This is a genomic window from Williamsia sp. SKLECPSW1, from assembly GCF_054332755.1.
In genome coordinates, this window is the sequence record NZ_JBTGLI010000001.1 from 1,012,725 (window position 1) to 1,038,696 (window position 25,972).

The 25,972-nt window shown below is 70.6% G+C and carries 27 protein-coding genes; 5 read left to right on the top strand and 22 right to left on the bottom strand.

The window, feature by feature from the left end:
- Positions 1-26: 26 nt before the first annotated feature.
- Positions 27-1,586 carry an aldehyde dehydrogenase family protein gene (locus ACXVUM_RS04545; protein ID WP_458520653.1) on the bottom strand — a complete coding sequence of 520 codons (1,560 nt, stop codon included), beginning with the start codon at positions 1,584-1,586 and terminating at the stop codon, positions 27-29.
- A gap of 108 nt (positions 1,587-1,694) precedes the next feature.
- Between ACXVUM_RS04545 and ACXVUM_RS04550 the strand changes: the two genes are divergently transcribed.
- The gene (locus ACXVUM_RS04550; RefSeq protein WP_458520654.1) at positions 1,695-2,081 is read left to right on the top strand and encodes a hypothetical protein; all 387 of its coding nucleotides are present in this window, start codon (positions 1,695-1,697) and stop codon (positions 2,079-2,081) included.
- Positions 2,082-2,385: 304 nt separating this feature from the next.
- On the opposite strand, the gene ACXVUM_RS04555 is transcribed toward ACXVUM_RS04550, so the two are convergent.
- Genes ACXVUM_RS04555 through ACXVUM_RS04565 form a run of 3 tightly spaced genes read right to left on the bottom strand, consistent with a single transcriptional unit; the run spans position 2,386 to position 5,634 of the window.
- Positions 2,386-3,543 (bottom strand): acetyl-CoA C-acetyltransferase, encoded by a 1,158-nt coding sequence (locus ACXVUM_RS04555; protein ID WP_458520655.1) that lies wholly within the window; start codon positions 3,541-3,543, stop codon positions 2,386-2,388.
- A gap of 37 nt (positions 3,544-3,580) precedes the next feature.
- Positions 3,581-4,384 (bottom strand): SDR family oxidoreductase, encoded by an 804-nt coding sequence (locus ACXVUM_RS04560; RefSeq protein WP_458520656.1) that lies wholly within the window; start codon positions 4,382-4,384, stop codon positions 3,581-3,583.
- Positions 4,381-5,634, bottom strand: coding sequence for an acyl-CoA dehydrogenase family protein (locus tag ACXVUM_RS04565; RefSeq protein ID WP_458520657.1), 1,254 nt, complete (start codon positions 5,632-5,634; stop codon positions 4,381-4,383). Before ACXVUM_RS04565 ends, ACXVUM_RS04560 begins: the two co-directional genes overlap by 4 nt.
- An 81-nt stretch (positions 5,635-5,715) precedes the next feature.
- Here ACXVUM_RS04565 and ACXVUM_RS04570 point away from each other — a divergent pair, with 81 nt between their 5' ends.
- A complete protein-coding gene (locus ACXVUM_RS04570) occupies positions 5,716-7,272 on the top strand; it encodes a FadD3 family acyl-CoA ligase (protein ID WP_458522779.1) in 1,557 nt (518 codons plus the stop codon).
- Positions 7,273-7,305: 33 nt separating this feature from the next.
- Here the strand turns inward: ACXVUM_RS04570 and ACXVUM_RS04575 are convergent, their stop codons facing one another.
- The 14 genes from ACXVUM_RS04575 to ftsH all read right to left on the bottom strand — a co-directional run bounded on the left by ACXVUM_RS04575 (position 7,306) and on the right by ftsH (position 19,882).
- Positions 7,306-7,629, bottom strand: coding sequence for a histone-like nucleoid-structuring protein Lsr2 (locus tag ACXVUM_RS04575; protein ID WP_458520658.1), 324 nt, complete (start codon positions 7,627-7,629; stop codon positions 7,306-7,308).
- 144 nt (positions 7,630-7,773) lie between these two features.
- Positions 7,774-9,285 (bottom strand): lysine--tRNA ligase, encoded by a 1,512-nt coding sequence (gene lysS / locus ACXVUM_RS04580; protein ID WP_458520659.1) that lies wholly within the window; start codon positions 9,283-9,285, stop codon positions 7,774-7,776.
- 64 nt (positions 9,286-9,349) lie between these two features.
- Positions 9,350-9,823, bottom strand: a complete 474-nt coding sequence (locus tag ACXVUM_RS04585; RefSeq protein WP_458520660.1) for a rhodanese-like domain-containing protein — start codon at positions 9,821-9,823, stop codon at positions 9,350-9,352.
- Between the two features lie 87 nt (positions 9,824-9,910).
- Positions 9,911-10,753 carry a type III pantothenate kinase gene (locus ACXVUM_RS04590; RefSeq protein WP_458520661.1) on the bottom strand — a complete coding sequence of 281 codons (843 nt, stop codon included), beginning with the start codon at positions 10,751-10,753 and terminating at the stop codon, positions 9,911-9,913.
- A gap of 1 nt (position 10,754) precedes the next feature.
- Entirely contained in the window at positions 10,755-11,195 is a 441-nt protein-coding gene (gene panD, locus ACXVUM_RS04595; RefSeq protein ID WP_458520662.1) for an aspartate 1-decarboxylase, read from the bottom strand.
- 28 nt (positions 11,196-11,223) lie between these two features.
- A complete protein-coding gene (gene panC / locus ACXVUM_RS04600) occupies positions 11,224-12,138 on the bottom strand; it encodes a pantoate--beta-alanine ligase (RefSeq protein WP_458520663.1) in 915 nt (304 codons plus the stop codon).
- Positions 12,135-13,076, bottom strand: coding sequence for a Rossmann-like and DUF2520 domain-containing protein (locus ACXVUM_RS04605; RefSeq protein ID WP_458520664.1), 942 nt, complete (start codon positions 13,074-13,076; stop codon positions 12,135-12,137). Before ACXVUM_RS04605 ends, panC begins: the two co-directional genes overlap by 4 nt.
- A 142-nt stretch (positions 13,077-13,218) precedes the next feature.
- A complete protein-coding gene (locus ACXVUM_RS04610) occupies positions 13,219-14,280 on the bottom strand; it encodes a DUF6779 domain-containing protein (protein ID WP_458520665.1) in 1,062 nt (353 codons plus the stop codon).
- Positions 14,281-14,366: 86 nt separating this feature from the next.
- Positions 14,367-14,900: a DUF3180 domain-containing protein gene (locus ACXVUM_RS04615; RefSeq protein ID WP_458520666.1), complete on the bottom strand. Its 534-nt coding sequence runs from the start codon at positions 14,898-14,900 to the stop codon at positions 14,367-14,369.
- Positions 14,897-15,433 (bottom strand): 2-amino-4-hydroxy-6-hydroxymethyldihydropteridine diphosphokinase, encoded by a 537-nt coding sequence (folK, locus tag ACXVUM_RS04620; RefSeq protein ID WP_458520667.1) that lies wholly within the window; start codon positions 15,431-15,433, stop codon positions 14,897-14,899. Before folK ends, ACXVUM_RS04615 begins: the two co-directional genes overlap by 4 nt.
- 10 nt (positions 15,434-15,443) lie before the next feature.
- Positions 15,444-15,821: a dihydroneopterin aldolase gene (gene folB / locus ACXVUM_RS04625; protein ID WP_458520668.1), complete on the bottom strand. Its 378-nt coding sequence runs from the start codon at positions 15,819-15,821 to the stop codon at positions 15,444-15,446.
- Positions 15,814-16,701: a dihydropteroate synthase gene (gene folP, locus ACXVUM_RS04630; RefSeq protein ID WP_458520669.1), complete on the bottom strand. Its 888-nt coding sequence runs from the start codon at positions 16,699-16,701 to the stop codon at positions 15,814-15,816. Before folP ends, folB begins: the two co-directional genes overlap by 8 nt.
- A 38-nt stretch (positions 16,702-16,739) precedes the next feature.
- Positions 16,740-17,351, bottom strand: coding sequence for a GTP cyclohydrolase I FolE (gene folE, locus ACXVUM_RS04635; protein ID WP_458520670.1), 612 nt, complete (start codon positions 17,349-17,351; stop codon positions 16,740-16,742).
- 71 nt (positions 17,352-17,422) lie between these two features.
- Positions 17,423-19,882, bottom strand: coding sequence for an ATP-dependent zinc metalloprotease FtsH (ftsH, locus tag ACXVUM_RS04640; RefSeq protein ID WP_458520671.1), 2,460 nt, complete (start codon positions 19,880-19,882; stop codon positions 17,423-17,425).
- A gap of 137 nt (positions 19,883-20,019) precedes the next feature.
- Here ftsH and ACXVUM_RS04645 point away from each other — a divergent pair, with 137 nt between their 5' ends.
- Together ACXVUM_RS04645 and ACXVUM_RS04650 are read left to right on the top strand one after the other, a co-directional pair.
- Entirely contained in the window at positions 20,020-20,505 is a 486-nt protein-coding gene (locus tag ACXVUM_RS04645) for a PPOX class F420-dependent oxidoreductase (RefSeq protein WP_458520672.1), read from the top strand.
- 128 nt (positions 20,506-20,633) lie between these two features.
- Complete coding sequence (locus tag ACXVUM_RS04650) at positions 20,634-21,452, top strand: hypothetical protein (protein ID WP_458520673.1); 819 nt, start codon at positions 20,634-20,636, stop codon at positions 21,450-21,452.
- A 24-nt stretch (positions 21,453-21,476) separates the two neighbouring features.
- Here the strand turns inward: ACXVUM_RS04650 and bluB are convergent, their stop codons facing one another.
- The 3 genes from bluB to hpt are packed head-to-tail and all read right to left on the bottom strand — an operon-like array spanning position 21,477 to position 24,051.
- Entirely contained in the window at positions 21,477-22,130 is a 654-nt protein-coding gene (gene bluB, locus ACXVUM_RS04655) for a 5,6-dimethylbenzimidazole synthase (protein WP_458520674.1), read from the bottom strand.
- Positions 22,127-23,494 carry an amidase gene (locus ACXVUM_RS04660; RefSeq protein ID WP_458520675.1) on the bottom strand — a complete coding sequence of 456 codons (1,368 nt, stop codon included), beginning with the start codon at positions 23,492-23,494 and terminating at the stop codon, positions 22,127-22,129. Before ACXVUM_RS04660 ends, bluB begins: the two co-directional genes overlap by 4 nt.
- A complete protein-coding gene (hpt, locus tag ACXVUM_RS04665; RefSeq protein ID WP_458520676.1) occupies positions 23,491-24,051 on the bottom strand; it encodes a hypoxanthine phosphoribosyltransferase in 561 nt (186 codons plus the stop codon). The genes ACXVUM_RS04660 and hpt overlap by 4 nt, the downstream gene beginning before the upstream one ends.
- 324 nt (positions 24,052-24,375) lie before the next feature.
- On the opposite strand from hpt, the gene ACXVUM_RS04670 reads away from it, so the two are divergent.
- Entirely contained in the window at positions 24,376-24,990 is a 615-nt protein-coding gene (locus tag ACXVUM_RS04670; protein WP_458520677.1) for a hypothetical protein, read from the top strand.
- A gap of 32 nt (positions 24,991-25,022) precedes the next feature.
- Here the strand turns inward: ACXVUM_RS04670 and tilS are convergent, their stop codons facing one another.
- Entirely contained in the window at positions 25,023-25,970 is a 948-nt protein-coding gene (tilS, locus tag ACXVUM_RS04675; RefSeq protein WP_458520678.1) for a tRNA lysidine(34) synthetase TilS, read from the bottom strand.
- Positions 25,971-25,972 lie beyond the last annotated feature (2 nt).

A 25,972-nucleotide genomic window follows, 5' to 3' on the forward strand; every position in this document is an offset into this window, starting at 1 on the left:
AGGCCGACGCCGGCGTCTCCTGCGGGTCAGCGGCGCTTGTTCTTCGCGGTCGCCCGCTTGGTGATGGTCTTCCACATCGCCAGCTGGACGTTGGTGGTGCGGCGATCCGACGCCGTGAACGGCGCGGACATCATGCGGCCGAAGCTGATCGGCATCCGCGAATGCGTGACCGCGCGAGCATGGGAGAACGTCGCGAACCCGAAATGTCCGTGATAGCTGCCCATCCCGCTGGTCCCGACACCGCCGAACGGCATGGCGCCGCTGAGCAGGTTGAGCGCGAAGTCGTTGCCGTTCACCGACCCCGACCGCGTCGACGCCTGCAACTGCTCGTACCGGTCGTTGTCCGGGCCGTACCAGTACATCGTCAGCGGATGCGGATGGGCGGTGATGTACTCGATCGCCTCCGACAGGTCCCGGTACGGGTAGACCGTCAGCACCGGCCCGAACACCTCGTCGCCCTCGATGTCGCTGCCCGGGCGGACGTTCGTGAGGACAGTCGGCGGGATCTTGCGGGTCACGCTGTCGGGCAGCGACTCACCCGGCGGGACGACCTGACGCTTCTGCGCACCACGGGCGACCGCGTCGTCGATGAGATCGACGATGCGCGTGTAGTTCTTCTCGTTGATCGTCGACGTGTACTGCTCGTTGTCGGCGATCGTCGGGTTGGCGGTGCGCCACCGTGCGACCACGGTGTCGACGAACTCGTCGACCCGTGACGCGGGGACGAACGCGTAGTCGGGACAGAGGCAGACCTGGCCGGAGTTGACCAACTTGGCGTCGGCGATGCGCTCGGCGGCGGCGGGGATGTCGGCGTCGACGTCGACCACCACGGGGTTCTTGCCCCCGAGTTCGAGCGTGACCGGGACGAGGTTCTTACCCGCCTCCGCGGCGACCGACCGGCCCACCTCGGGAGAGCCGGTGAAGAACATGTGGTCGACCTGCAGCTTCGCGAAGTCCGACCCACCGCCGTGCTCGGGGGTGAGGACAGCGAGTTCCTCGACCGAGAAGTAGTCGGGCGCGTGCGCTGCGAGCACCGCGGTGGTCCGCGCGGTGGCCGACGACGGGCGCATCATGACGCGGTTCCCGGCGGCGAACGCCGCGCCGGCGGGGACGACGGTGAGCTGCAACGGGAAGTTCCACGGTCCGATGATGCCGACGACACCGAGCGGATCGTGGCGGATCCGCTGCGAGAAGCCCATCAGCGCCGCGGGTTTCGCGACCTTGTCCGTCGCCATCCACCTGCGCACGTGACGACGTTGATCGGCGAGGTCGATCATGCAGCCGGCGACGTCGGCGGCGATCGACAGCTCTCGGGGACGCGAACCGAAGTCGGCGCTCAGCGCCTCAGCGATCTCGTCGGCGTTGTCGAGCAGCAGCGACGACAACCGGTTGATGCGGTCGATGCGGGTCCGCGCGTCAGGGATCCCGTCGCGGAGGAACGCCGCGCGCTGGGTGTCGAGGATCTCCTTCAGCGACATGCCGGTGGCCGAGCGCGGGCGGATCGACGCGACCGTGCCACTCCGGTCGGTCGCGTCGGACCGTGGGGCGGCGGAGTCGGCGTGTGGGCGGGTGGCCGGTTCGGTCATGGGGCGATCTCCTTCGACCGTGCAATGAAACAAAATCTTCGATGTGTCGCTTTGACAGTATGCGCCACGTCACACCCACCGCGCCAGGGGGCTCTAGGCTCGGGCCTCGTGGCGGACATCCTCGTGCTCATCGGGTTGTGGTCGGCGGCTGTGGGCGCGGTGTCGGGATTCGCGGTGACGCTGATGGTCGAGAAGCCCGACGCGCTCGCCGCCATCGGCATCCGCCACCCCCGCCGCGTGCTCCAACTGCACCTCGACTGGGTGATCATGGGCGTGCTGATGGTCGCCGTCGGGGCCGTCGCGGACGACTCACCCGACTGGTCGCTGGTGCTCGTCGCGATCGGCGGACTGGTGAACCCCGTCCTGTTCGCGCCGCTGGCGTTCCGCGCCGAGATCCAGCAGAACATGTTCTTCAAGGCGGTGTCGGGCGTGTCCTTCGTCTGCCTGTCGCTGGGTCTCGTCGTCGTGGCGATCGCCCAGACCCTCGCCCACTGACCCGTCGACTGGGCGGTTACCGACGTCGGTTGGGCGGTTACCGACGTCCACTGGGCGGTTGCCGACGTCGGTTGGGCGGTTACCGACGTCGGTTGGGCACTTGCGACCGTTCGTTGGGCGGCCGGAGCCGTTCGTTGGGCGGCTGGGACACTCGGCGTGCTCCAACTGCCCAACAAGCGGTTCCTACTGCCCAACGAACGGTTCCTACTGCCCAACGGACGTCCGGAACCGCCCAACCGACGTCCGGTAACGCCCAACCGACGGGGGGGGAGTCGCTCGGTGCCACGCGGAATCGCGCGGGGCCTCAGCCGAGGCGTTCGATGATGGTGACGTTGGCGGTGCCGCCGCCCTCGCACATCGTCTGCAGGCCGTAGCGACCACCACGACGCTCGAGTTCGTTGAGCAGCGTCGCGAACAGCTTCGCCCCGGTCGCACCCAGTGGGTGCCCCAGCGCGATGCCGCCACCGTTCGGGTTGACCCGCGACGGATCCGCACCCGTCTCCTTCAGCCACGCGAGCACGACCGGCGCGAACGCCTCGTTGATCTCGACGACGTCGATGTCGTCGATGCTCAGACCCGTCTTCTCCAGCGCGTGCTTCGTCGCGGGTATGGGCGCGGACAGCATCATGATCGGGTCGTCACCGCGCACACTCATGTGGTGGATGCGCGCCCGCGGGGTGAGCCCGTGCTCCTTCAGTGCCGCCTCCGACACCACGAGCGTGGCCGACGACCCGTCGCAGATCTGCGAGGCGACCGCCGCGGTCAGCGACGACCCCTCGGCGAGGACGGGCAGACCGGCCATCTTCTCCAACGACGTCTCGCGCGGGCACTCGTCGACGACGCAGTCGCCCAGCGGCACCGTCTCGGCGTCGAAGCGACCGTCGGCGATGGCGGCGCGGGCACGTTCGTGACTCTGCAGAGCCCACCGTTCCATATCCTCGCGGTTGATGTCCCACCTGCGCGCCATCATGTCCGCGCCGTGGAACTGCGAGATCTCGGCGTCGCCGAACCGTTCCCGCCACCCGACCGAGTCGTGGAACGGGTTGTCGAACCCGTACTGCGCGCCGGCGATCATGGCGGCGGAGATCGGGATGGCGCTCATGTTCTGCAGACCACCGGCGAGCACCACGTCCTGGGTCCCGCTCATCACCGCCTGCGCCGCGAAATGGATCGCCTGCTGCGACGATCCGCACTGACGGTCGACGGTGGTGCCGGGGACCGCGAGCGGCCGGCCGGCCGCGAGCCACGCCGACCGCGCCACGTTGCCCGCCTGCGGGCCGATCGTGTCGACGCACCCGAACACGACGTCGTCGACGGCGTTCGGGTCGATCCCTGTGCGCTCCAGGACCGCGTTGATGACATGGGCGCCGAGGTCGATCGGGTTGACCTTCGCCAGCGACCCGTTGCGCTTGCCGACGGGGGTCCGCACCGCGTCGACGATGTATGCCTGGGGTTGTGTCATGACTGGATTCCTTGTCCGTCTGCGCCTGGAGTGATGCTCAGGCGCGCTGGCTCGAGATGGAGACGGTCTCTCCCGTGAGATAGGTGGTGTAGTCGCCGGCGAGCATGGCGATGGTCGCCGCGATCTCCCACACCTCGGCGGCGCGGCCGTATGCCTCGCGCGAGGCGAGGTCGTCGAGGAGTTCGTCGCTGGTGACCTTGGCCAGGAACGGATGTCGGGCGATCGAGGGCGCCACGGCGTTGATGCGGACGCCGTGCTCGACGGCCTCGATCGCCGAGCAGCGCGTCAGGGCCATCACCCCGGCCTTCGCCGCGGCATAGTGCGCCTGCCCGTGCTGGGCACGCCAGCCGAGGACCGACGCGTTGTTGACGATCACCCCGCCGTGGTCGACACCGGCGAAGTACCGCAGGGTCGCACGCGTGGACCGGAAGGTGCTGGTGAGCGTGATGTCGAGGACGCGGTCCCACTGCTCGTCGGTCATCTCGACGACCGGGGTCTCACCGCCGAGCCCGGCGTTGTTGACGACGACGTCGATGCGGCCGAGAGCCGCTGCGGCGGAGTCGATCAGCGCGTCGACCTGCGCCGTGCTGGACACGTCGCAGGTGACCGCCTCGACCTGCTGCCCGCCGAACTCGGCGGCCAGCTTCTCTGCGGTCTCGCCCAGGCGCCGCTCGTGGTAGTCGCTGACGACGACGTCGGCACCCTCGAGCAGGGCCCGACGGGCCGTCGCGAAACCGATCCCGGTGCCGGCGGCCGCGGTGACGACCACCTTCTTGCCCGTCAGCAGGCCGTGTCCGGGGATCTCCTCGGGCGGGGTCGACAGGGGGCGCGGGTCGCTCACGGGCGGGCCTCTCTCGGCAGGCCGAGCACGCGCTCGGCGATGATGGTGCGCTGCACCTCGTTCGACCCGCCGTAGATCGTGTCGGCGCGAGAGAACAGGAACAGTCGTTGCCACTCCCCCAGCTCGACGCGGTCGGGAGCGGTGATGTCGTTGGGTGCGTCCTCGGTCGTGGCCTCCGGGGCGACCAGTCCCGGCGCACCCTGCACGGCCATCGCGAGCTCACCGAGATCGCGATGCCAGTTGGCCCACAACAATTTCGACACCGATGCCTGCCCACCGGCGCCGCCGGTGTCGACCTCGGCCAGGGTGCGACGGGCGTGGGCGCGCATGGCGCGCAACCCGATCCGCGCACGGACGATCCGTTCCCGGATGCGCGGGTCGGTCGCCGTGCCGTTCGCACGGGCCATCGCGACGACGCGCTCGAGTTCGCGCGCGAATCCGACCTGCTGCCCCAGGGTCGAGACCCCGCGCTCGAACTCCAGGAGCCCCATCGCGACCCGCCACCCGTCGCCGGGTTCGCCGACGATGAGGTCGCCGTCGGTGACGGCGTCGTCGAAGAAGACCTCGTTGAACTCCGATGTGCCGGTGAGCTGCTGGATCGGGCGGACGGTCACGCCGGGCTGGTCGAGGGGGACCAGGAGGAAGCCGAGGCCCTTGTGTCGGGCCGACCCCCGCTCCACCCGGCACAGGACGAACGCCCACTGCGCGACGTGCGCCAGCGACGTCCAGATCTTCTGGCCGGAGATGACCCACCGACCGTCCTCGAGACGTGCGGTGGTCGCGACGTTCGCGAGATCCGAGCCGGCACCGGGCTCGGAGTAGCCCTGCGACCACAGTTCGGTGACGTCGGCGATACCCGGGAGGAAGCGCGCGCGCTGGGCGTCGGTCCCGAACGCGATCAACGTCGGCCCGAGCAGTTCCTCGCCGAGGTGGTTCACCCGCGCCGGCGCCTGGGCGCGCGCGTATTCGGTGTGGAACGCGATGCGCTGTGCGATGGTCGCGTTGCGACCGCCGTACTCCGTCGGCCAGCCCAGGCACGTCCACCCCGACGCTGCGAGGTGACGGTCCCATGCGAGTCGCTCGGCGAAGAACTCGTGTTCACTGCCCGGCCCCCCGCGGCCGCGGAGATGGGCGAACTCACCGGTCAGGTTCGACTCCAGCCACGACCGGACCGACAGCGCGAAATCGTCGTCGGAGACCTCCGCGCGGCCGAGGTCGACGGCACGATCGGCGAGATCGATGACGGTCATGCGGCCTAGGATAACCTACCAAGCGTTTGCTAGGTTTTGCCCGATCGGGAGGAGTGTCCGGTGACCACGGAGACCGCGGAAGTGGAGACGGTCCACACCACGCCGGCCGCCCTCCGCCGCGCCGCGACGCGCTGGCCCGACGGGGTGGCGATCGTCGACGACCAGTGGGCGACGCCGGTCGAACTGACCTGGTCCGCCCTGCTCGACGCCGTGCGGACGACGGCCGCGGCGCTGGTCGCCCACGGCGTCGGTGTCGGCGACCGCGTCGCCATCTGGGCCCCCAACTGCGTGCAGTGGCCGATCGCGGCACTGGCCACCCACTGGGTGGGAGCGGTCCTGGTCCCGCTGAACACCCGCTACACCGCACCCGAGGTGCTCGACGTGCTCGAGCGCGTCGACGCCCGGGTGCTCGTCGTCTCGGGTGAGTTCCTCGGCACCGACCGCCTCGCCGACCTCGTCGCCCTCGACGGGTGGAGCCGGTTGCCGCGACGGCCGGTCGCGGTGCGGATCCGACTCGACCCCCACGACGAGGTGCGTGACGACGCCGTCGACTGGGACGACCTCGCGGCGTCGGGGACGGAGGACGGCCGGGCCGAGGCCGATCGTCGCGCCGAGGCAGTCGCGCCGGACGACCTCTCGGACATCCTGTTCACCTCGGGGACGACGGGCCGCAGCAAGGGCGTGATGGCCGAGCACCGGCAGACTCTCGCCGGCTCACGGGCGTGGGGTGCCAACGGGCGCCTCTCGCCCACCGATCGCTATCTGATGGTCAACCCGTATTTCCACACCTTCGGCTACAAGGCCGGGATCCTGCCGTGCCTGCTGTCCGGGACCACGATGTACCCGCTCGCCGTCTACGACACGACCGCCGCGATGGACATGGTCGAGCGGTACCGGCTGACCGTCTTCCCGGGCGCGCCGACCGTCTTCCAGACGATCCTCGACGATCCCGGCCGCGCCGGTCGGGACCTGTCGTCGCTGCGCCTGGTGGTGACCGGCGCGTCGATCGTCCCGGTGGTGCTCGTCGAACGGATCCAGCGTGACCTCGGCGTGGACACCGTGATCACGGCCTACGGGCTCACCGAGTGCAGCGGGTTCGTGTCGACGTGCACCCCCGACGACGACGACGTCACCGTCGCCACCACGTGCGGTCGGGCGTTCGCGGGGATGGAGATCGCGCTGTCGGAGGCAGGTGAGGTGCTCGCCCGCGGCGCGATGGTGATGCGGGGTTACCTCGACGACCCGACGGCGACCGCCGAGACCATCGACCCCGACGGCTGGCTGCACACGGGCGACATCGGGACCGTCGACGACGCCGGGAACCTGCGGATCACCGACCGACTCAAGGACATGTACATCTGCGGCGGGTTCAACGTGTACCCCGCGGAGATCGAGCAGACCCTCGCCCGGATCCCGGAGGTCACCGAGGCCGCCGTGATCGGCGTCCCCGACGAACGGCTCGGTGAGGTCGGCAGAGCGTTCCTCACGCTGCGCCCGGGAACCGAGCTCGACGTCGACTCCGTCGTCGCGTTCTGCCGGGCGAACCTCGCGAACTTCAAGGTCCCGCGATCGGTCGTCGTGGTGGACTCGTTCCCCCGCAACGCCTCCGGCAAGATCCTCAAACGCGAGCTGGGCTGATCGCCGGCGTCTCCCCGACACCGGCGGGACGGCTCAGTGGGCGGCGTTGTAGAGGTCGACGACCTCACCGGCCACGCGACCGCGGCTGGACACCCCGATCCCGTTCCGACGGGCCCAGTCACGGATGGCGGCGGCGGTACCCGGATCGGCGCGCGCCGCCCCGGCGACCCGGGGTACGCCCTCGACCTGGCGGGCATGCTCCACCCAGGTCTGCAGCTCCGAGCGGAGTCGTTCGGCGTTGGAGCGGGACAGGTCTATCTCGTAGGTGACCCCGTCGATCGCGAAGGAGACCGTCTCGTCCGCCGACCTGCTCGTGTCGACATCGTCGACGAGTGTGACCGTCACCTTTTTCGCCATCCCGAATTCCCCACTGACATCCCGAACCGATGAAGTCGGGGATTCGAATGCGGAGCCCCCACCGACCCCCCGATCGAATTCAGATGGTAACCAGAACCGACTTCGTCGACAATTCTTGCGGAGAATTCATGATCTCTCGTCCGATCAGTCGGACGGTTTGACGAACGGGAAGAGAATCGTGTCCCGGATCCCGAGACCCGTCAGCGCCATGAGCAGCCGATCCACCCCCATGCCGGTTCCCGTGGTCGGGGGCATGCCGTGTTCCATGGCGGTGAGGAATTCCTCGTCGAGCACCATCGCCTCGTCGTCGCCGGCGCGGGCGAGACGCGCTTGGTCGACGAATCGCTCGCGTTGGACGACCGGGTCGATCAACTCCGAATATCCCGTCGCGAGTTCGAATCCGCGGACATAGAGGTCCCATTTCTCGACCACACCCGGAATGGACCGGTGATCACGGGTCAACGGCGATGTCTCGACCGGGAAATCACGCACGAAGAACGGTTCGACGATGTGCGAACCCACGAGGTGTTCCCAGAGTTCCTCGACGAGTTTCCCGTGGCCGTACCCCTTGTCGGTGGGCACCGACAGGTCGACGCGGTCGGCGAGACGTCGGAGGTCCTCGACGGAGGTCTGCGGGGTGATCTCCGCACCCGCGGCCTCCGACAGCGACGGGTACATCGAGATGCTCCGCCACTCCCCCGACAGGTCGTAGGTGGTGCCGTCGGCCAAGGTCGGGGTGAGCGTGCCCAGCGCGCGCCGCGACACCTCCTGCACGAGTTCGCGGGTCATGCGGGCGGAGTCGTCGTAGGTGCCGTAGGCCTGGTAGGTCTCGAGCATCGCGAACTCCGGCGAGTGGGTGGAGTCGATGCCCTCGTTGCGGAAGTTGCGGTTGATCTCGAAGACCCGGTCGATGCCACCGACGACGGCGCGCTTGAGGAACAGTTCCGGCGCGATCCGCAGATAGAGGTCGATGTCGAGCGCGTTCGAGTGGGTCACGAACGGCCGCGCGGCCGCCCCGCCGTGCTGCGTCTGCAGCATCGGCGTCTCCACCTCGACGAAGTCCTGCTCGGTGAGGATGTCGCGGACCGCGCGGACGACGGCGATGCGGGTGCGGGCGGTCTCGCGGGCGGCCGGGTTGAGCACCAGGTCGACGTAACGCTGCCGGACGCGCGTCTCCTCGCTGAGGTCCTTGTGCGCGACAGGCAGCGGGCGCAGCGACTTCGACGCCATCTGCCACGCGTCGGCCATGACGCTCAGCTCCCCGGTACGCGAGGTGATCACCTCGCCGTGGACGAACACGAAGTCACCGAGGTCGACGTCTGCCTTCCACGCGGCGAGGCGGTCCTCGCCGACACCGTTGAGGCTGATCATCACCTGCAGTTGTGTCCCGTCGCCCTCCTGGATCGTCGAGAAGCAGAGCTTGCCCTTGTTGCGCAGGAAGATGACCCGTCCCGCGACGCCGACGTGATCGCCGGTCGCGGTGTCGGTCTCCAGGTCGGTGTAGGCGGCGCGGACGGCGGCGAGGGTGTGGGTGCGGTCGACGGCGACGGGGTAGGCCTGACCGCCCTCGGCGATGATCCGTGCACGCTTCTCCCGACGGATGCGCAGCTGTTCGGGCAGGTGGTCGGTCTCGGGGGTCGGGGCGGTCTCGCTCACCGGACGACCCTATCGTCCCCGCCGGTCGGCCCCGGTCGTCGCGCCGTGCGGACGATCGTCGCGCTCAGTGCGCGACGATCGCGGCCACCTCACGCCGCTGCGACTCGGTGACGGGCAGCACCGTCCGGGACCGCAGCGTGCGCGCACCACCGAGGAGGAAGCGCGCCCCGACGACGCCCGCGGCGTGGAGATGCCAGGTGAGCCACTCCGCGTCGTGACCGTCGGTGCCGACGAGCACCCACCGCGACGTCGCCTGCGCGAACCGCAGCGAGTCCGACGTGCCGGGGGTCAGGCGGGCGACGGCGACCGCGGGGTCGAGGGCGACGGCCCCCGAGACGACGCCGTCGAGGTCGCGATCACGCTGGTCACGGACGTCGACGAGACGGTGGCCGTCGGCGAGGGCGGCATCGAGGTCGGCGACGGCGAGACCGAGCCGGATGCGGCGCGCCGAGGTGATCGGGTGCGTACGCCCAGGGGTGAGCGGGTGTGTGCGCAGGGAGGTCGACAGGGAGCGGGAACGCAGAGCCACGTCGGGCATGGGAGGAGTCCTCGAGAGGTGATGCGGGCAGGGTGAGGTGGGGCCGTCAGGCCCGGCAACACTCACGACAGCGCATCGTCACGCCGCTCAGTCTGACACAGCCGCCCGGCGCACGCCATCGGCGTTCTCCCGCTTCCTCCGCACCTCCTGCTGGCGTTCGAACACCAGCCGCAGACCTTCCAGCGTGAGGTACGGGTGGGCGATGTCGAGGGTGCGGCACTCGTCGAACACCAGCGGGGCGAGGAAGCCGGTGGCGACGACGGTGACGTCGTCGGAGTCGGCGAACCCGGGCACCTCGCGACGGACACGGGTCACCAGTCCGTCGACCTGCCCGGCGAATCCGTAGAGGATGCCGGACTGCAGGGCCTCGACCGTGTTCTTCCCGACGACACTGCGCGGGGGCAGCAGTTCGACGGTCCGCAGCGTCACGGTCCGCTGGGCGAGCGCGTCGACGGCGATGTCGATTCCCGGTGCGATCGCCCCACCCAGGAACTCACCCTTGGCCGACACGACGTCGACGAGCGTCGTGGTACCGAAATCGACCACGATGCAGGCGGTCCCGTAGGTCTCGCGTGCGGCGAGGGCGTTGGCGACGCGGTCGGTGCCGACCTCACGCGGGTTGTCGACGAGCAGCGGGACACCGGTCCGCAGACCCGGTTCGAAGAGCACGTGCGGGCCCGCGCCGAAGTACTTCGGGATCATCACGCGCATCTCCCGCAACAGTGACGGCACCGTCGAGAGCGCGGCCACGGACACGATGCGGTCGGTGTCGTCGCCGAGCAGACCCTCGAGTGTGAGGGCGAGCTCGTCGGCGGTCATCCGCGGTTCGGTCCGGATCCGCCAGTCGCGCACCAGGGTCGCGTGGTCGCCCCGGCCGGCGAACACCCCGAGGTGGATGTTGGTGTTGCCGACGTCGAGGACCAGCAGCATCTCAGCGGGTGGCGTCGGTGAGCAGCGAGTGGTCCAGCACCCTCGGGTCGAGCAAGTCCGACCCGTCCGGCACGTGCGCGGCGTCGGACCCGAGGTCGACGACGCGGTTGGCGGCGTCGACGAAGACCACCTTCGGTGCGTACTCGGCGACCTCCTCGGGGCTGAGCACCCCGTAGGCGATGATGATCACCAGATCACCGGGATGTACGAGATGGGCTGCGGCACCGTTGATGCCGATGACACCGCTGCCGCGCGGGCCGGCGATGGCGTAGGTGACGAGGCGGGCGCCGTTGTCGATGTCGACGATGGTCACCTGCTCGCCCTCGAGCAGGCCCGCCGCGTCGAGCAGATCGGCGTCGACGGTGACCGAGCCGACGTAGTGCAGGTCGGCCTGGGTGACCGTGGCGCGGTGGATCTTCGACGTCATCATGGTGCGGAGCATGGGGTGTCCTCTCGGATCGGGGAGGCGGTCAGGAGACGGGGTCCGGGGTGGTGCCGCGGGCGAGGAAGCCGGTACCGACGGCGACACCCACGTTGTCGATCAGGCGGGTGGAGCCCACGCGGGCGGCGACGAGGAGTCGGCCGTCGCCCTGCTGCGGCGGTGGCCCGAGATCGGGCCCGCGGACCTCGAGGTAGTCGACCTCCATCTCCGGGTGGGTGGCGAGCACCTGCCGGGCGGTGTCGACGATGACGTCGGCGCCGCCGGCCGCGGCGTGGGCACCGGCGACGAGGGCGGCCGAGAGCACCGTCGCCGAATCACGCTGCGCCGGGCTCAGATAGGTGTTGCGGCTGGAGAGCGCGAGACCGTCGGGCTCGCGCACCGTCGGCACGCCCACGATGTCGACGCCGAGGTTCAGGTCGGTGACCATCTGGCGCACCAGCACGAGCTGCTGGTAGTCCTTCTCCCCGAAGAACGCGGCGTGCGGGCCCGCGATGGTGAGCAACTTCGCCACCACGGTCAGCATCCCCGCGAAATGCCCTGGCCGTGAAGCACCTTCGAGCTCGTCGCCCAGCGGCCCGGGATGGACGGTGGTCCGCCGCCCGGCCGGGTACATGTCGGCGACGGTGGGCGTGAAGAGCAGCTCGACGCCGGCCTCCTCGCAGATCGCGCGGTCGGCGTCGAGGGTGCGCGGGTAGGCGTCGAGATCCTCGTTCGCGCCGAACTGCAACGGGTTGACGAAGATCGACACGATGACGACCGTCGGCCCCTGGGCGCGGGACGCTCGGATCAGTTCGCGGTGCCCGGCGTGCAGCGCACCCATCGTCGGGACCAGCACGACGCGCTTGCCGGTCGCCCGCAGCGCGCGCGACACCTGCGCCAGCGTCGCCGGATCGCGGTGCACCGTCAGCGATCCCGGTGTGTAGGGGCGCGCGGGCGCGGTCATCGTGAGCCTCCGAGGTGATCGGTGTCGAGGACCGCACGCACCGCGGCCGGGGCGTCGGCATGGTGGGCGGCGCGGGCAGCCATCGCGCGATAGGCGCCGGCGAGGTCGGGGTCGGCCTCGTCGAGCGCTGCGAGGTGGCGGGCGACGGCGTCGGCGTCACCGCGCGCGACGGGTCCGGTGAGTGCGGCAGGCCCGAGTTCGAGCGTGTTCTGCAGGGCCGCGGTGACGAGCGGACCCAGCACCCGGGCGGGCAGACCACCCGGGCGGGCGTCGACGAGATCCTGCCCAGGGAGTTCCTGTCCCGCCAGGGCGATGCGCAGACCCTCGAGGGCGTCGGAGATCAGCGCGACGAGGTGATTGGCCCCGTGTGCCAGGGATGCGTGGTAGAGGGTGCGGGCCTCCTCGCGGACCCGTACCGGCTCCCCGCCCATCTCGAGGACCAGCGCGGACGCGACCGCGTACCCGATCTCGTCGGCGGCGGTGACGCCGAAGCACGCGGTGTGCAGACGTCGGACGTCGTCGTCGGAGTCGACGAAGGTCATCGCGGGGTGCATCGCCAGCGTCGTGGCCCCCAGGGCGGCGAGCGGGTGCAGGATGCCGATCCCGTGGGCTCCGGCCGTGTGGGCGACGAGCGTCCCCGGCTTCAGGGTGCCGGAGGCGGCGATGTCGGCGACGACCTGCTGGAGTTCCGCGTCCGGGACCGCGATGACGAGCAGTTCACTGCGGGACACCACGTCGGGGAGATCGAGGATCTGCGAGTCCGGCAGGAGTCGTGCGGCACGCGCACGCGAGTGGTCCGAGCGCGCCACCACGCCTCCGACGACATGTCCCGCGGCCTCGAGGGCGGCCCCCACCGTGGATCCCACCCGACCGGCAGAGACCACGCCGACCGTCAGACGAGCAGGCGCGGGCCAGTTCGAGATGCCCGATGAGGTCACCGATGTCCTCCCATGCAGCGTTCCGGTCCCGCGTGGCGGGTACCGGACGTGTTCTGCAGTCGAGGATAGGCGCTGCGATCGACTCGGTGGAACGGGGAGTGACCGGGTTCACCCGGGAGACCACCGGGTGAGCGACCGCGGGTCAGTCCTCGCGACGACGCCGGCGTCCTCCGCCGGCGGTGCGGAGGGAGTCCATGAGTTCGGCGACGGAGCGTCCGTTGCTGTGTGCGCCGCTGTCGGCCTCGCGGGCACGGTGACGGTCCCGCCGGGCGGGTGCGTCGACCGACGTCGTCCACGCCGGGGTCGCGTCGTCGATCGCCTCGTCCTCGGCGGGCTCGGTCTGCGCCGACGAGGCCGCGGACTCGGCCGAGGCCTGGGTGACGGCGGGCTCGGCGGGCTGCGTCGTGGCGGGGCGCCCGTGGCGTCCTCCACCCTGTGCGGGCTCGGTCTGCGGCCGGCCGGCGTCCGGAACATCGGTCGGCTCCGCGGCGGCGGTGGCGGGTGGAGCCGACGACGTGGACGCGGCGGCAGGCTCCTGGGCGGGGGTGGTCGCCCACTCGTCGGTGGGTGTCTCGTCGACGAACTGCGGCCGGTCGTCGGCGTCGTCGACGACACCGATGACCTCGGTCCGGGCGTGCGGCGGCGCGGTGGGCACCGCGTCGGGTTCCGGTGCGGTGCGCGCGAAATCGCGTTCGGCGGCCGCGCCGTCCGAGAGCGCCGAATCGTCGACGGGGCCCAGCGCGTGACGCCGCTCGGCCTCCAGCGCGGTGCGCGGGTCGGGCAGTTCGCCCACGAGGGCCTCGACGCTGGCACGCAGCGACGCGACCTGCTCCTGCAGTGCCCGCAGCTCCTCGGACGACTCGGCACGCACCTCGCGACGGATCTGCGCCTCGACACCGAGTTCGTACTGTCTGCGCGCGGCGATCTCCCGCTCGAGCTGCAGCTCGTAGACCACCCGCAGGTCGCGGGTCTTGGCCTCGGCGGAGTCGGCCTGGCGGCGGAACTTGGTGACGAGGATGGCACCGATGACCGCGGCCCACAGCGCGGCGATCACCGCGAGGGACGCGACGACGCTGCGATCGGTGGAGAAGATCATGGCGATGGACGCACCGATGGCCAGCAGGAGCAGCAGGCCGAGGAGCCACTGGGCGGGACTGCGCCGCGAGCCGCGCGCGCCTGCGGAGCGACCGCCCGTCCCTGTCATGCGGGCCACCCTACTGGCGTCGGGGCCCGGTACGTGCGAGCCCGCGGGTGGTGTCGGGCCGTGGTGACGCGGCGTCGCGGGACCGGTCACGTCCCCGACGGCGACGCGTTCGCGGCGTCCTCGGGGTCGTCCGGTGTGCGACAGCAATATTCGAGCCACACCGCGGCCGCGGCGAGGAGCACGCCGCCGATGAGGCCGACGATCGCGGCGGGCCGGTCGTGGTCGGCTGCCGAGGACTCCGACAGCGACAGCAGGTACAGACCCATCCCGGCCCAGACCCCGACCGCGAGAGCACCCAGCAACGCCGACGCCTTCGCCAACGCGAGGACCCGCGCCGCGGTCAGCGGGTGCAGCTGACCCGATGCCCGACCCACCTGTGAGCTCGACACCCGCGAGCGCACGATCACCGCGATGACGGCCTCGAGGAGAGCGAGGACGTAGAGGACGAGTCCGGCGAGCAGCGGGAGCGGGGGGAGCTGGCCGTAGCTGACGCGCACCAACAGCCAGACCACGACGCCGGTCACCACGGCGACGCCGAACAGATCCCGGATCCGGGTGGGCTTGAGGCCCGGCTGATCGGGATCGTCGGGCGGACGCCGACGCGGGTCACCGGTGGTCATCGGAGGGCCTCCGGGAGGACGGTCCATCCCGCGACGTCACGTCGGCGGACACCGGAGCGCTCGTCGGCGGGGAGTGCCGCAACCAGGTCGTCGACCCGACGCTCGCCGGCGGATGTCCACAGCACGGCGGCCGGGTCGGCGTCGAGCCACGGGATCAGGACGAACGCGCGGACGGCGGCGCGCGGGTGCGGAAGGGTCAGTTCGGGATCGTCGTCCACGACGACGCGCCCGTCGACACTCACCGACACGACGTCGACGTCGAGAGTTCGTGGACCCCAGCGCACCTCACGGCGCCGATCGGCCGCACGCTCGCACGCGAATCCCTCCTCGAGCCAGTCGCGGGGCGATGCGGCGGGATCCTCGACGACGAGCACGGCGTTGTCGAAGTCGTCCTGCGCGACCGGGCCCCACGGCGGCGTCGCATGGATCGCGGACGCCGCGACGACCCGGTCGGCGAAGTGCTCGCGGACACCGAGCAGCGTCGTGACGGTGTCACCGATGTTCGCGCCGATCGACAGGACGGCCCGGCTCACGATGTCCGACTCACGACGTCCGGCCCGGCTTGCGCGACCTGCGCGTCACGACGGCCACGTCGGCGAAGGTCAGCGGGATGGGTGCCGACGGCTTGTGCACGGTCACCTCGCACGCGGCGACCCGGTCGTCGGTCATGACATCGTCGGCGATCTCGGCCCCGACCGTCTCGATGAGGTCGCGCGACGGACCGGCGACGATGTCGTGGGCACGCTGCGCGAGCCCGCCGTAGTCGACGGTGTCGGCGAGGTCGTCGGACGCCGCGGCTCCGCTGAGATCGAGCCAGAGGATCAGGTCGACGACGAAGCCCTGTCCGTCGCGCTTCTCGTGGTCGAAGACGCCGTGGTTGCCGCGGACCACCAGGCCGCGCAGTTCGATGCGGTCAGTCATCGACCGATCCCCTTCTCCCGCCGGATGTCCATGCCGTCGCGACCGCGACGGCGTCGCGACCGGCGACGACGTCGTGCACCCGCACACCCCACGCCCCGTGCGCGGCGGCGAGCGCGCTGACCGCGGCGGTGGCGACCTCACGTCCGTCGGGTGGTCGGGGGTCGCCGTCACCGCCGAGCAGGGCGCCGAGGAACCGTTTGCGCGACGCCCCGACGAGGATCGGGTACCCGAGCCCGACGAGTGTGGGCAGCGCATGCAGCAGCGCCCAGTTGTGTTCGGCGGCCTTGGCGAACCCGAGACCCGGGTCCAGCACGAGCCGATCGGGGCTGACCCCGGCGGCGACCGCGGCGTCGACCTGGGCGAGCAGTTCGGCACTCACCTGGGCGACGACGTCGCGGTATCCGCCGATGTCGTCGACGCGGTGGGCGAAGCGCGGGGCACCGGAGGTGTCGACGGTGGGGCGCCAGTGCATGAGGATCCACGGGACACCGGTCTCGGCGGCCACCGTCGCCATGTCGGGGTCGGCTCGTCCACCCGACACGTCGTTGACGACGACGGCGCCGGCCTCCACGGCCGCCGCCGCGACCGATGCGCGCATGGTGTCGACGGAGACCGCGACCCCCTCGGCGGCCAGCCGGCGGATGACCGGCACGACGCGGTCGCGTTCGACGTCGGGATCGACACGCGACGCGCCGGGGCGCGTCGACTCACCGCCGACGTCGACGAGGTCGGCGCCATGCGCAGCGAGCATCAGGCCGTGCTCGACGGCGAGTTCGGGATCGAGGTAGCGGCCACCGTCGGAGAAGGAGTCGGCCGTCACGTTCAGCACACCCAGCACCCGTGTGCGGGTGCCGGGTGTCAGGTCGACCGGGGTGGACACGCCGTCCACGGTAGGCGTGGGCGGCGTGAGAACGGGTGTCAGGTCCGTCGCGCGATGAGCTCGAGAGCCTCACCGCGGCTGATCGCGTTGGTCTTGAAGATGCCGCGCACCGCCGACGTGGTGGTGCTGGCACCGGGCTTGCGGATCCCCCGCATGGCCATGCACAGGTGCTCGGCCTCGATGACGACGATCACCCCGCGCGGATCGAGCTTGCGCACCAGGGCGTCGGCGATCTGTGTGGTCAACCGTTCCTGCACCTGGGGGCGCTTGGCGTACAGGTCCACCACGCGCGCCAACTTCGACAGGCCGGTCACCTGACCCGTCGCGCCGGGGATGTACCCGACGTGGGCCACCCCGTGGAACGACACCAGGTGGTGCTCACAGGTGGAGTACATCGGGATGTCCTTCACCAGCACCAGCTCGTCGTGGCCGACGTCGAACGTGGTCGCGAGGACCTCGTCGGGATCGACCCAGAGCCCGGCGAACATCTCCTTGTAGGCGCGCGCCACCCGCGCCGGGGTGTCCTTCAGACCGTCGCGGTCGGGGTCCTCCCCCATCGCCAGCAACAGTTCACGGACCGCCGCCTCCGCCCGCGGCTGGTCGAACTCGGTCATCTCCCCGGCGATCGGGGCGTCGGTGATGTCGGTCATCGTCGAGGTGCCTACCCATTTCTCGAGAGCGGCGGAAGTGACGCCGACCCCGGCCAGGGGTCGGCGAGGGGTCACCAGCGCGACGGCGGGGTGCCGTTCGGCGGGCGCGGATCGTTGTCGCGGGGCGGCCACCCCGGCGCCGACCATCCGTCGGGTTGGCCGTAGTCCGGTCCGGTCGGGCGGTTGCCCTGCGACGGGTCCTGCTCGTGCGGGACGGGTTGCGGCCGCGGCTGGTGTCCGGGGTTCCCGTAGCCGGGACCGCCGTATCCGGGTGCCGGGTAGCCCTGCGGGTACCCGGGGTAGTCGTCACCGCGGCCGGGTGGGTTCGGCTGACCGTGCGTCGGGCCGCCCTGGCCGTAGCCGTTCTGGCCGTACCCGGTGTCGCCGTGGCCGTTCTGACCGCCGTTCGGGGGGCCGTAACCGCCCTGGCCGCCGTAGCCGTTCTGACCCTGGCCGTAGCCGTTCTGTCCGTACCCGTTCGGGCCGGGCCCGCCGTAGCCGTTCTGACCCTGGCCGTTCTGACCCTGGCCGTTCTGTCCGTGACCGTTCTGGCCGTAGCCGGGCGCACCGACCGGCTCCTTGCGGAGGTCCGGGGCCGGCACCGGGGGCCACGGCTCGCCGCGTTCGATGGCGAGCTCGCCCGGGGTCTTCACCGGCGGCTTGTCGCTGGGCGTGCGGTCACCGAACTCGTTGAACGTGGTGATCCGCGGACGCTTCTCGACGTTCGAGAAGATGACCTCGAGGTCCTTGCGGGTCAGCGTCTCGCGCTCGAGCAGCTGGGTCGCCAGATCGTCGAGGACGTCGCGGTACTCGTTCAGGATGGCCCACGCCTCGGTGTGCGCGGCCTCGATGAGACGACGGACCTCGTCGTCGATCTCGGCGGCCACCTCGGACGAGTAGTCGCTCTGGGCACCCATCGACCGGCCGAGGAAGGGGTCGCCCTGCTCCTGGCCGTAGCGGACGGCACCGAGCTTGGCGCTCATGCCGTACTCGGTGACCATCGCGCGGGCGATCTTCGTCGCCTGGTCGATGTCGGAGGACGCGCCGGTGGTCGGCTCGTGGAACACGAGCTCCTCCGCCGCACGTCCACCCATGGCCATCACCAGGCGCGCGATCATCTCCGAGCGCGTCATCAGGTCCTTGTCCTGCTCCGGCACGGCCAGCGCGTGACCGCCGGTCCGCCCGCGGGCGAGGATGGTGACCTTGTAGATCGGGTCGAGATCGGGCATCGCCCACGCGGCGAGGGTGTGCCCACCCTCGTGGTAGGCCACGATCTTCTTCTCCTGCTCGCTGATGATGCGGCTCTTGCGACGCGGTCCGCCGACGACGCGGTCGACCGACTCCTCGAGGAGTTCGGCGGTGATCGTCGTGCGGTTCTCGCGCGCGGCCAGCAGCGCCGACTCGTTGATGACGTTGGCGAGGTCGGCACCGGACATCCCGGGGGTCCGCTTCGCCAGGCCGTCCAGATCGGCGTCGGGGTCGATCGGCTTGCCCGCGGCGTGCACCTTGAGGATCGCCTTGCGGCCCGCGATGTCGGGGTTGCCGACGGGGATCTGGCGGTCGAAGCGGCCGGGACGCAGCAGCGCCGGGTCGAGGATGTCGGGGCGGTTGGTCGCCGCGATCAGGATGACGCCGGAACGCTCGCCGAAGCCGTCCATCTCGACGAGGAGCTGGTTGAGGGTCTGCTCGCGCTCGTCGTGGCCGCCGCCGAGACCGGCGCCGCGCTGGCGGCCGACGGCGTCGATCTCGTCGACGAAGATGATGCAGGGGCTGTTGTTCTTGGCCTGCTCGAACAGGTCACGGACACGGGATGCACCGACGCCGACGAACATCTCGACGAAGTCCGATCCGGAGATGGTGAAGAACGGCACGCCCGCCTCGCCGGCCACGGCACGGGCCAGCAGGGTCTTGCCGGTGCCCGGGGGGCCGTAGAGCAGGACGCCGCGCGGGATCTTCGCACCCAGCGCCTGGTAGCGCGACGGGTTCTGCAGGAAGTCCTTGATCTCGTAGAGCTCCTCGACCGCCTCGTCGGAGCCGGCGACGTCGGCGAAGGTGGTCTTCGGGTGATCCTTGGACAGCTGCTTGGCCTTGGACTTGCCGAAGCCCATGACCCCGCCCTTGCCGCCGCCCTGCATCCGGCTCATCACGAAGAAGAAGAGGCCGAACAGGATCAGCATCGGGAGGACGAAGATCAGGATCTGCCAGATGACGGATTCCTGGGTGACGTTGGTCTGGTACTTCGCGCCCGAGTCGCGGACCGAGGTGAAGACGAACTCCGAGGCCCGGGCCGGGTACTTGGCCGAGATCTTGGTGGTGCCGTCGACCTCGTTCTTCAGCTCCATGCGGAGCTGCTGCTCGCGGTCGTCGATCTGGACGCTGCTCACGTTCTTCGTGTTCAGCTGCGTCAGCGCGACGGACGTGTCCACACTCTTGTACTCGCGGTTGCCGTCACGCAGCACCGTCCATCCCCAGATGGCGAGCACGATGACAGCAACGATGGCGAGGTTGCGGAAAACAGTCTTTCGATTCATCACATGCCCCGGGCGGCGCCGGCGCGTCCCTTCGCAGTAGGTACACCTGACCAGTCAGGCTACCTGTCAACGCCGGGGGGCGGTCGGGCGTTCCCGATGAGCCCGGGGCGGGTGGTGACACCGCTTACGCTGGGGACATGGCGAGGAACATCGCGACCACCGACCGCGTGGAGCTCGACGAGCTGCTCGAATTCGTACGAAGCCGACACCACCTGATCCTCGTGACCACCCGAGCGGACGGATCGCCGCAGGTCTCACCGGTGACCGGCGGGGTCGACGGCGAGGGGCGAATCGTCATCTCGACCTATCCCGGGCGGGCGAAGACGAAGAACGCCGAGAGTCGCCCGGAGGTGTCGGTGTGCGTGCTCTCCGACGACTTCGACGGCGCGTGGGTGCAGGTGGACGGGACCGCGGAGGTGCTGCACCAGCCCGAGTCGACCGACGGCCTCGTCGAGTACTTCCGGTCCATCTCCGGCGAGCACCCCGACTGGGACGAGTACCGGGCCGCCATGGCCACACAGGACAAGTCGCTGATCCGCGTCACCCCCACCCGTTGGGGTCCGATCGCGACCGGCGGCTTCCCCCGGGACGTCGCCGACAAGCTCGACGCGCAGGGCAGCTGACACCGACGTCGAGTGGGCGGCTCCAGACGTCGAGTGGGCGCTTCCAGACGTCGAGTGGGCGCTTCCAGACGTCGAGTGGGCGCTTCCAGACGTCGAGTGGGCGGTTACGGACGTGAGGGTCACACCGGATGAGTGATCTCGCGGTCTGCGTGACGTGCGCGGTGCAGTTCGCGGCACCCGTCGACGACCCGCCCGTCGAGTGCCCGATCTGCGTCGACCCGCGGCAGTACGTGGGCGAGGGCGGCCAACGATGGACGTCATCGAGCGAGATCCGCCGCGACCACCACTCCGTGACACGGATGCAAGGCGACTTCCTCGGTGTCGGCGCCGAGCCGAAGGTCGGCATCGGCCAGCGCGCTCTTCTGGTCCCCTACGGCGACAGCAATCTCCTGTGGGATTGCGTCGCCCTGCTCGACGACGACGTCGCCGAGACGATCGAGGACCGTGGCGGTCTCGCCGGGATCGCCATCTCCCATCCGCACTACTGGTCGACGATGGTCGAGTGGGCCCGTCGGTTCGACTGCCCGATCCACCTACCCCGCGTCGACGAGCGGTGGGTCATGCGTCCCGACCCCGCGATCCGCTTCTGGGACGGCGACGTCCTCGAGCTCGACCACGGCCTGTCGGTGCATCGACTCGGCGGCCACTTCCCGGGTGCGGCGGCACTGCACGTCCCGGCGGCCGACGATCGTCGGGCCGCGCTGCTCTCCGGAGACCTCCCGCTCGCGGCGGCCGATCGTCGGTGGGTGTCGTTCATGTGGAGTTACCCGAACATGGTGCCGCTACCCGCGATCGAGGTCCGACGCATCGCCGACGTCCTCGCCGGCCTGGAGTTCGACGTCCTGCACAGCGCGTTCTGGGATCAGCAGGTCGACGACGCCTGGCACGCCGTCCAACGGTCCGCCGATCGCTACATCGCTGCGCTGCAGTCGATCCCAAGGGTCTGACCGCACGCTCGACGGAGGGGCCGCTCAGGTGGCGGGCCAGCGGTCCGTCGCGCAGAGTTCGGACAGCGGGCGCTCCACCGCCCAGCCGGTCTCCACGAGCATCGGCCGCTCGTAGAAGGCATCGACAGGCCCCAGGCAGAGCACCGCGACGGGTTGCGCGGCCTCGGGGATACCCAGCAGCGCAGCCAGTTCCACGGGATCGAACATCGACACCCAGCCCATCCCGTATCCCTCGGCGCGTGCGGCGAGCCACATGTTCTGGATGGCACAGGCGACCGACGCGAGATCCATCTGCGGCATCGTGCGCCGCCCGAAGACGTGCGCGTCGCGGCCCGTCCCGAGCGCCACGACGATCACCTCGGCGCATTCTGTGATGCCCTCGACCTTGAGTCGCCCGAACTCCTCGGCCCGACTGCCGAGGGCGGCTGCGGTCCGTACGCGTTCGGCCTCGACGACGTCGCGGATCGACACGCGTACAGCCGGGTCGACGATCCGCAGGAACCGCCACGGTTGCATCAACCCGACGCTGGGTGCGTGGTGCGCCGCCGCGAGCAGCCGCGCCAGGACATCCTCGGGGACCTCTCCCCCGGCGAAATGACGTGTGTCGCGCCGATTCTCGATGGCGCGATAGACCCCGGCCCGCTCGGCGTCGGCGAACGGGTCACACGGCCCGGTCACGTGTAGGCGGGGGCGACGCGCTGCCAGGGCCGCGCCTGCTCCAGCTGGGCGGCGACGGCCAGCAGCGTCGCCTCCGATCCCGGGCGACCGAAGAGGTGCACCGCCATCGGCGTCCTCGACTCCGGGTGCACACCCATCGGGACCGACATCGCCGGCCAGTGCAGCAGGTTCACCAGTCCGGCGAACGGCGCGTAGCCGATGTTGGCGTACATGTTCGACAACCAGCCGCGACGGTTCCACTCCTGCGCGCGGATCGGGGGGCGCGCGAGCATCGGCGTCATCACGAGGTCGCTGCCCGTGCGGTCGAGATACTCCTCGACGCGCGCGACGATCGCGGTGCGCTGTCCGTCGCGGACCAGACCGCGGCGGTTCACCAGGCGTCCGAGCGCGGTGTGGCGACGTGTCCGCGACTGGAGACGACCGAGATCGCCTCCCTCTGTGGCGATCTCGTCGGCGTCGGCGGCGGCACCGCCGACCCACCGCAACAGCAGCGGCGCGGGGTTCGTCGGATAGGGCAGCGGGGACGCGGTCACGCGGTGGCCGATCTCGGTGAGCGCGCCCGCGGCGTCGGAGAGGGCGCCGGCCCAGTGGCGGTCGGTCGACCCGACGGCGAGCGGGAAGTTGTCGGCGACGACGACGCCGACCGGGGCGTGCCCGGTGTCCCGACCGGCCGCCGCGAGCGTGGGGGCGTCGGCCATGACACCCAGCATCACGGCGGCGTCGGCGACGGTGGTCGCGAGTGGACCGTTCTCGGCCATCCCGTACCAGCCGTTGCCGCCGGTCTGTGGGGGCACCACGCCGGACCCGGGCTTGATCCCGAACAGTCCGCAGTCGGCGGAGGGGATGCGGATGGAGCCGAGGCCGTCGTTGCCGTGGGCGAGGACGACCTGACCGCTCGCGACCGACGCGGCGGATCCGCCCGACGACCCGCCGGGCGTCAGCTCCGGGTTCCACGGGTTGCGGGTGATGCGGCCGGGACTGTCGGTGGCGCCCCACAGACACAGTTCGGGCACCGCCGTGAGACCGACGACGACCGCACCCGCCGCGCGCAGACGTGCGACGAGCGCGTGGTCCTGCTCCGACGGGCGGTCGCTGGTGGCCTGCGACCCGATGCGCTGCGGTTCGCCGGCGACCGGGACGTTGTCCTTGACCGCGATCGGCACGCCCGCGAGCGGCAGACCGGTGAGGTCCCGACCGGCGAGCGCATCGGCCTCGGCGCGGGCAGCGTCCGCACGCACCCGGACGAAGGCGTTGACCTGTCCGTCACGGTCGGCGATGCGCGCGAGCGCCGCGTCGACGACCTCGCGCGGGGTCCGCCGGCCGGCGGCGACGTCGGCGGCGATCTCGACCGCGGTCTCGGTCACTGTTCGTAGACCTGCGGGTTCAGCCGTCCGATGTAGGGCAGGTCGCGGTAGCGCTCGGCGTAGTCGAGTCCGTAGCCGACGACGAACTCGTTGGGGATGTCGAATCCGACCTCGGCGATGTCCACGTCACGGCGGACGGCGTCGGGCTTGCGCAGCAACGTGCACACCGCGAGCGATCGCGGCTGGCGTGAGCGCAGGTTCTTGAGCAGCCAGGACAGCGTGAGACCGGAGTCGACGATGTCCTCGACGATCAGCACGTCACGGCCGGCGATGTCGCGGTCGAGGTCTTTGAGGATCCGCACGACGCCGGACGACGACGTCGACGATCCGTACGAGCTGACCGCCATGAACTCCATCTGCGACGGGATCGGCAGCGCCCGGGCGAAGTCCGTCATGAACATGATCGCGCCCTTGAGGACGCCGATGAGCACGAGGTCGTCGGGGATGTCGGCGTACCGCGCGGCGATCGCCTGCGCCAGCTCCGCCGTCCGTCTCTCGATCTGTTCCTCGGAGACGACGACCGCTTCGATGTCGTCGCCGTAGGGATCTGCCGCCACGGCCACCTGTCTCGCCTTTCGCCGACCACCACGCCTGCGAGGACAACCTTGTCATGCCGCCCCGACGCGGGATTCCCCGGGTGGAGGGCCGGTCACGCGACGATTTCGTGCAGATCACGACTTCTTTTCGTCGTTCGTTTCCATTTATGGATTTGGTGACGTTAACATCGAGTTGTCCACACCCGGACGCATGCACGGAATTCCAGCGAATGTGCTCGTGCGCCATACACATTCGCCCAGGGTTCAGGGTCGGCTGTTCAGCCGACATGTGGGGGGCGGGCGCTGGTCTCGGGACAGCACCAACCACAGGAAATGGATCGACCGATGAAGTTCAGAACCGCACTCGTCTCCGCAGGCGTGTCGCTCGCCTGCGTGGCGGGCGTCGTCACCGGCGCACCCGCGAACGCAGCCCCCGCCGAGAAGATCGGCTACTCCGCCCAGGTGCAGGGTCAGTCGATCATCTTCTCGACGACCGCCGGCTCGCTGCGGACCGCGAACAACCAGCTGCAGGTCGTCGACTCGTCCGGCCACGTGGCCGTCGCGTACCCGCTGACCTACAAGTTCAACAACGTCGCGCTGCCGATCCAGGCCTCGGCGAACGGGCGCTCCGCGACCCTGACGCCGCAGCTGCCGGGCAAGGTCCTCGTGGACGCCCCCGCGACCCGGCAGGAGCGCGATCAGCAGGCGCTGAACCAGCTGGGCAGCAACATCAGCACCGCGACCGCCATCGGCGGCCTGGTCGGGACGATCATCGGTGCGGCCGTCGGCTGCATCCTGCTCTCGACCCTGCCCCCGGTGCCGATCCTCACGGGCTGCGTGACCGGCGGCAGCATCGGTGCGCTCGGCGGCACCATCATCGCCGGCGGACCGACGCTGATCGGCAACGTGATCAACTACTTCAACACGATCAACTCGCCGTTCGTCCCCCCGAAGTCCTGACGCGATCGCGGTGACGCCTCGGCGACGAGGCGTCACCGCGGATCCGCGCGCAGGCGCAGCATCACCCCGTCGGACACCGCGTTCACACGCGTGTCCATATCGCCGCCCACGGCCACCGTGCCGTGGGCGTCGTCGTCGAGAAGCCCGTCGACCGCAGCGATGACGCGAGCGGTCGGTTCGGTCGCACCCCCGTCGAGCAGCCACCGTCGGACGACGCGCCTGCGGAGCGCCCGCGGCAGGCCGGTCACCTGTGCGCGACGCAGCGCACCGTGCTCGACCGCCGCCGCCATCGCCTGGGCGGCCAGGAGATCGAGGGCCTCGAGGTCGTCTCGCAGCAGATCGGCGGTGCGGGCCAGCGCGGGGGCCACCGCGTCCCCGAGCACCTCCTCCATCACCGGCAGCACCTGCGACCGCAGCCGCGACCGCAGGAACCGCGGGTCGGCGTTGTGTGGGTCGAGCCAGGGCGTCAGTCCCGCCTCCGCGCAGGCGGCGACCGTCGTCGCGCGGCGCACATTGAGCAGTGGCCGCGCCCACGGGTCGTCCCAGGCGACCATCCCGGCGATCGACCTCGGCCCCGATCCCCGCGCGAGGCCCAGCAGGACCGTCTCGGCCTGATCGTCGAGCGTGTGCCCCAGCATCACCGGCAGCCCGTCCCGCGCCCCGTCGAGAGCCGCGCGACGGGCCCGTCGGGCGGCGCCCTCCGGTCCGCCGACGTCGTCGACGGTCACCGGGAGAACCGTCGCCGTCGCCCCCAGGTCCGTCGCAGCACGTGCGGCCGCGGCGGCCACCTCCGCCGAGCCCGGTTGCAGACCGTGGTCGACGACGAGCGCCGTGACCGTCAGTCCGGCATGCCGCGCACCGACCAGCAGAGCCGTCGAGTCGGGCCCGCCGGACAGGGCCACGCACACCTGGTCGCCGAGACCCCGCCGTTCGACGAGAGCGCCGACGGCACGGCCGATCGCGTCCAGTGCGGAACCCATGT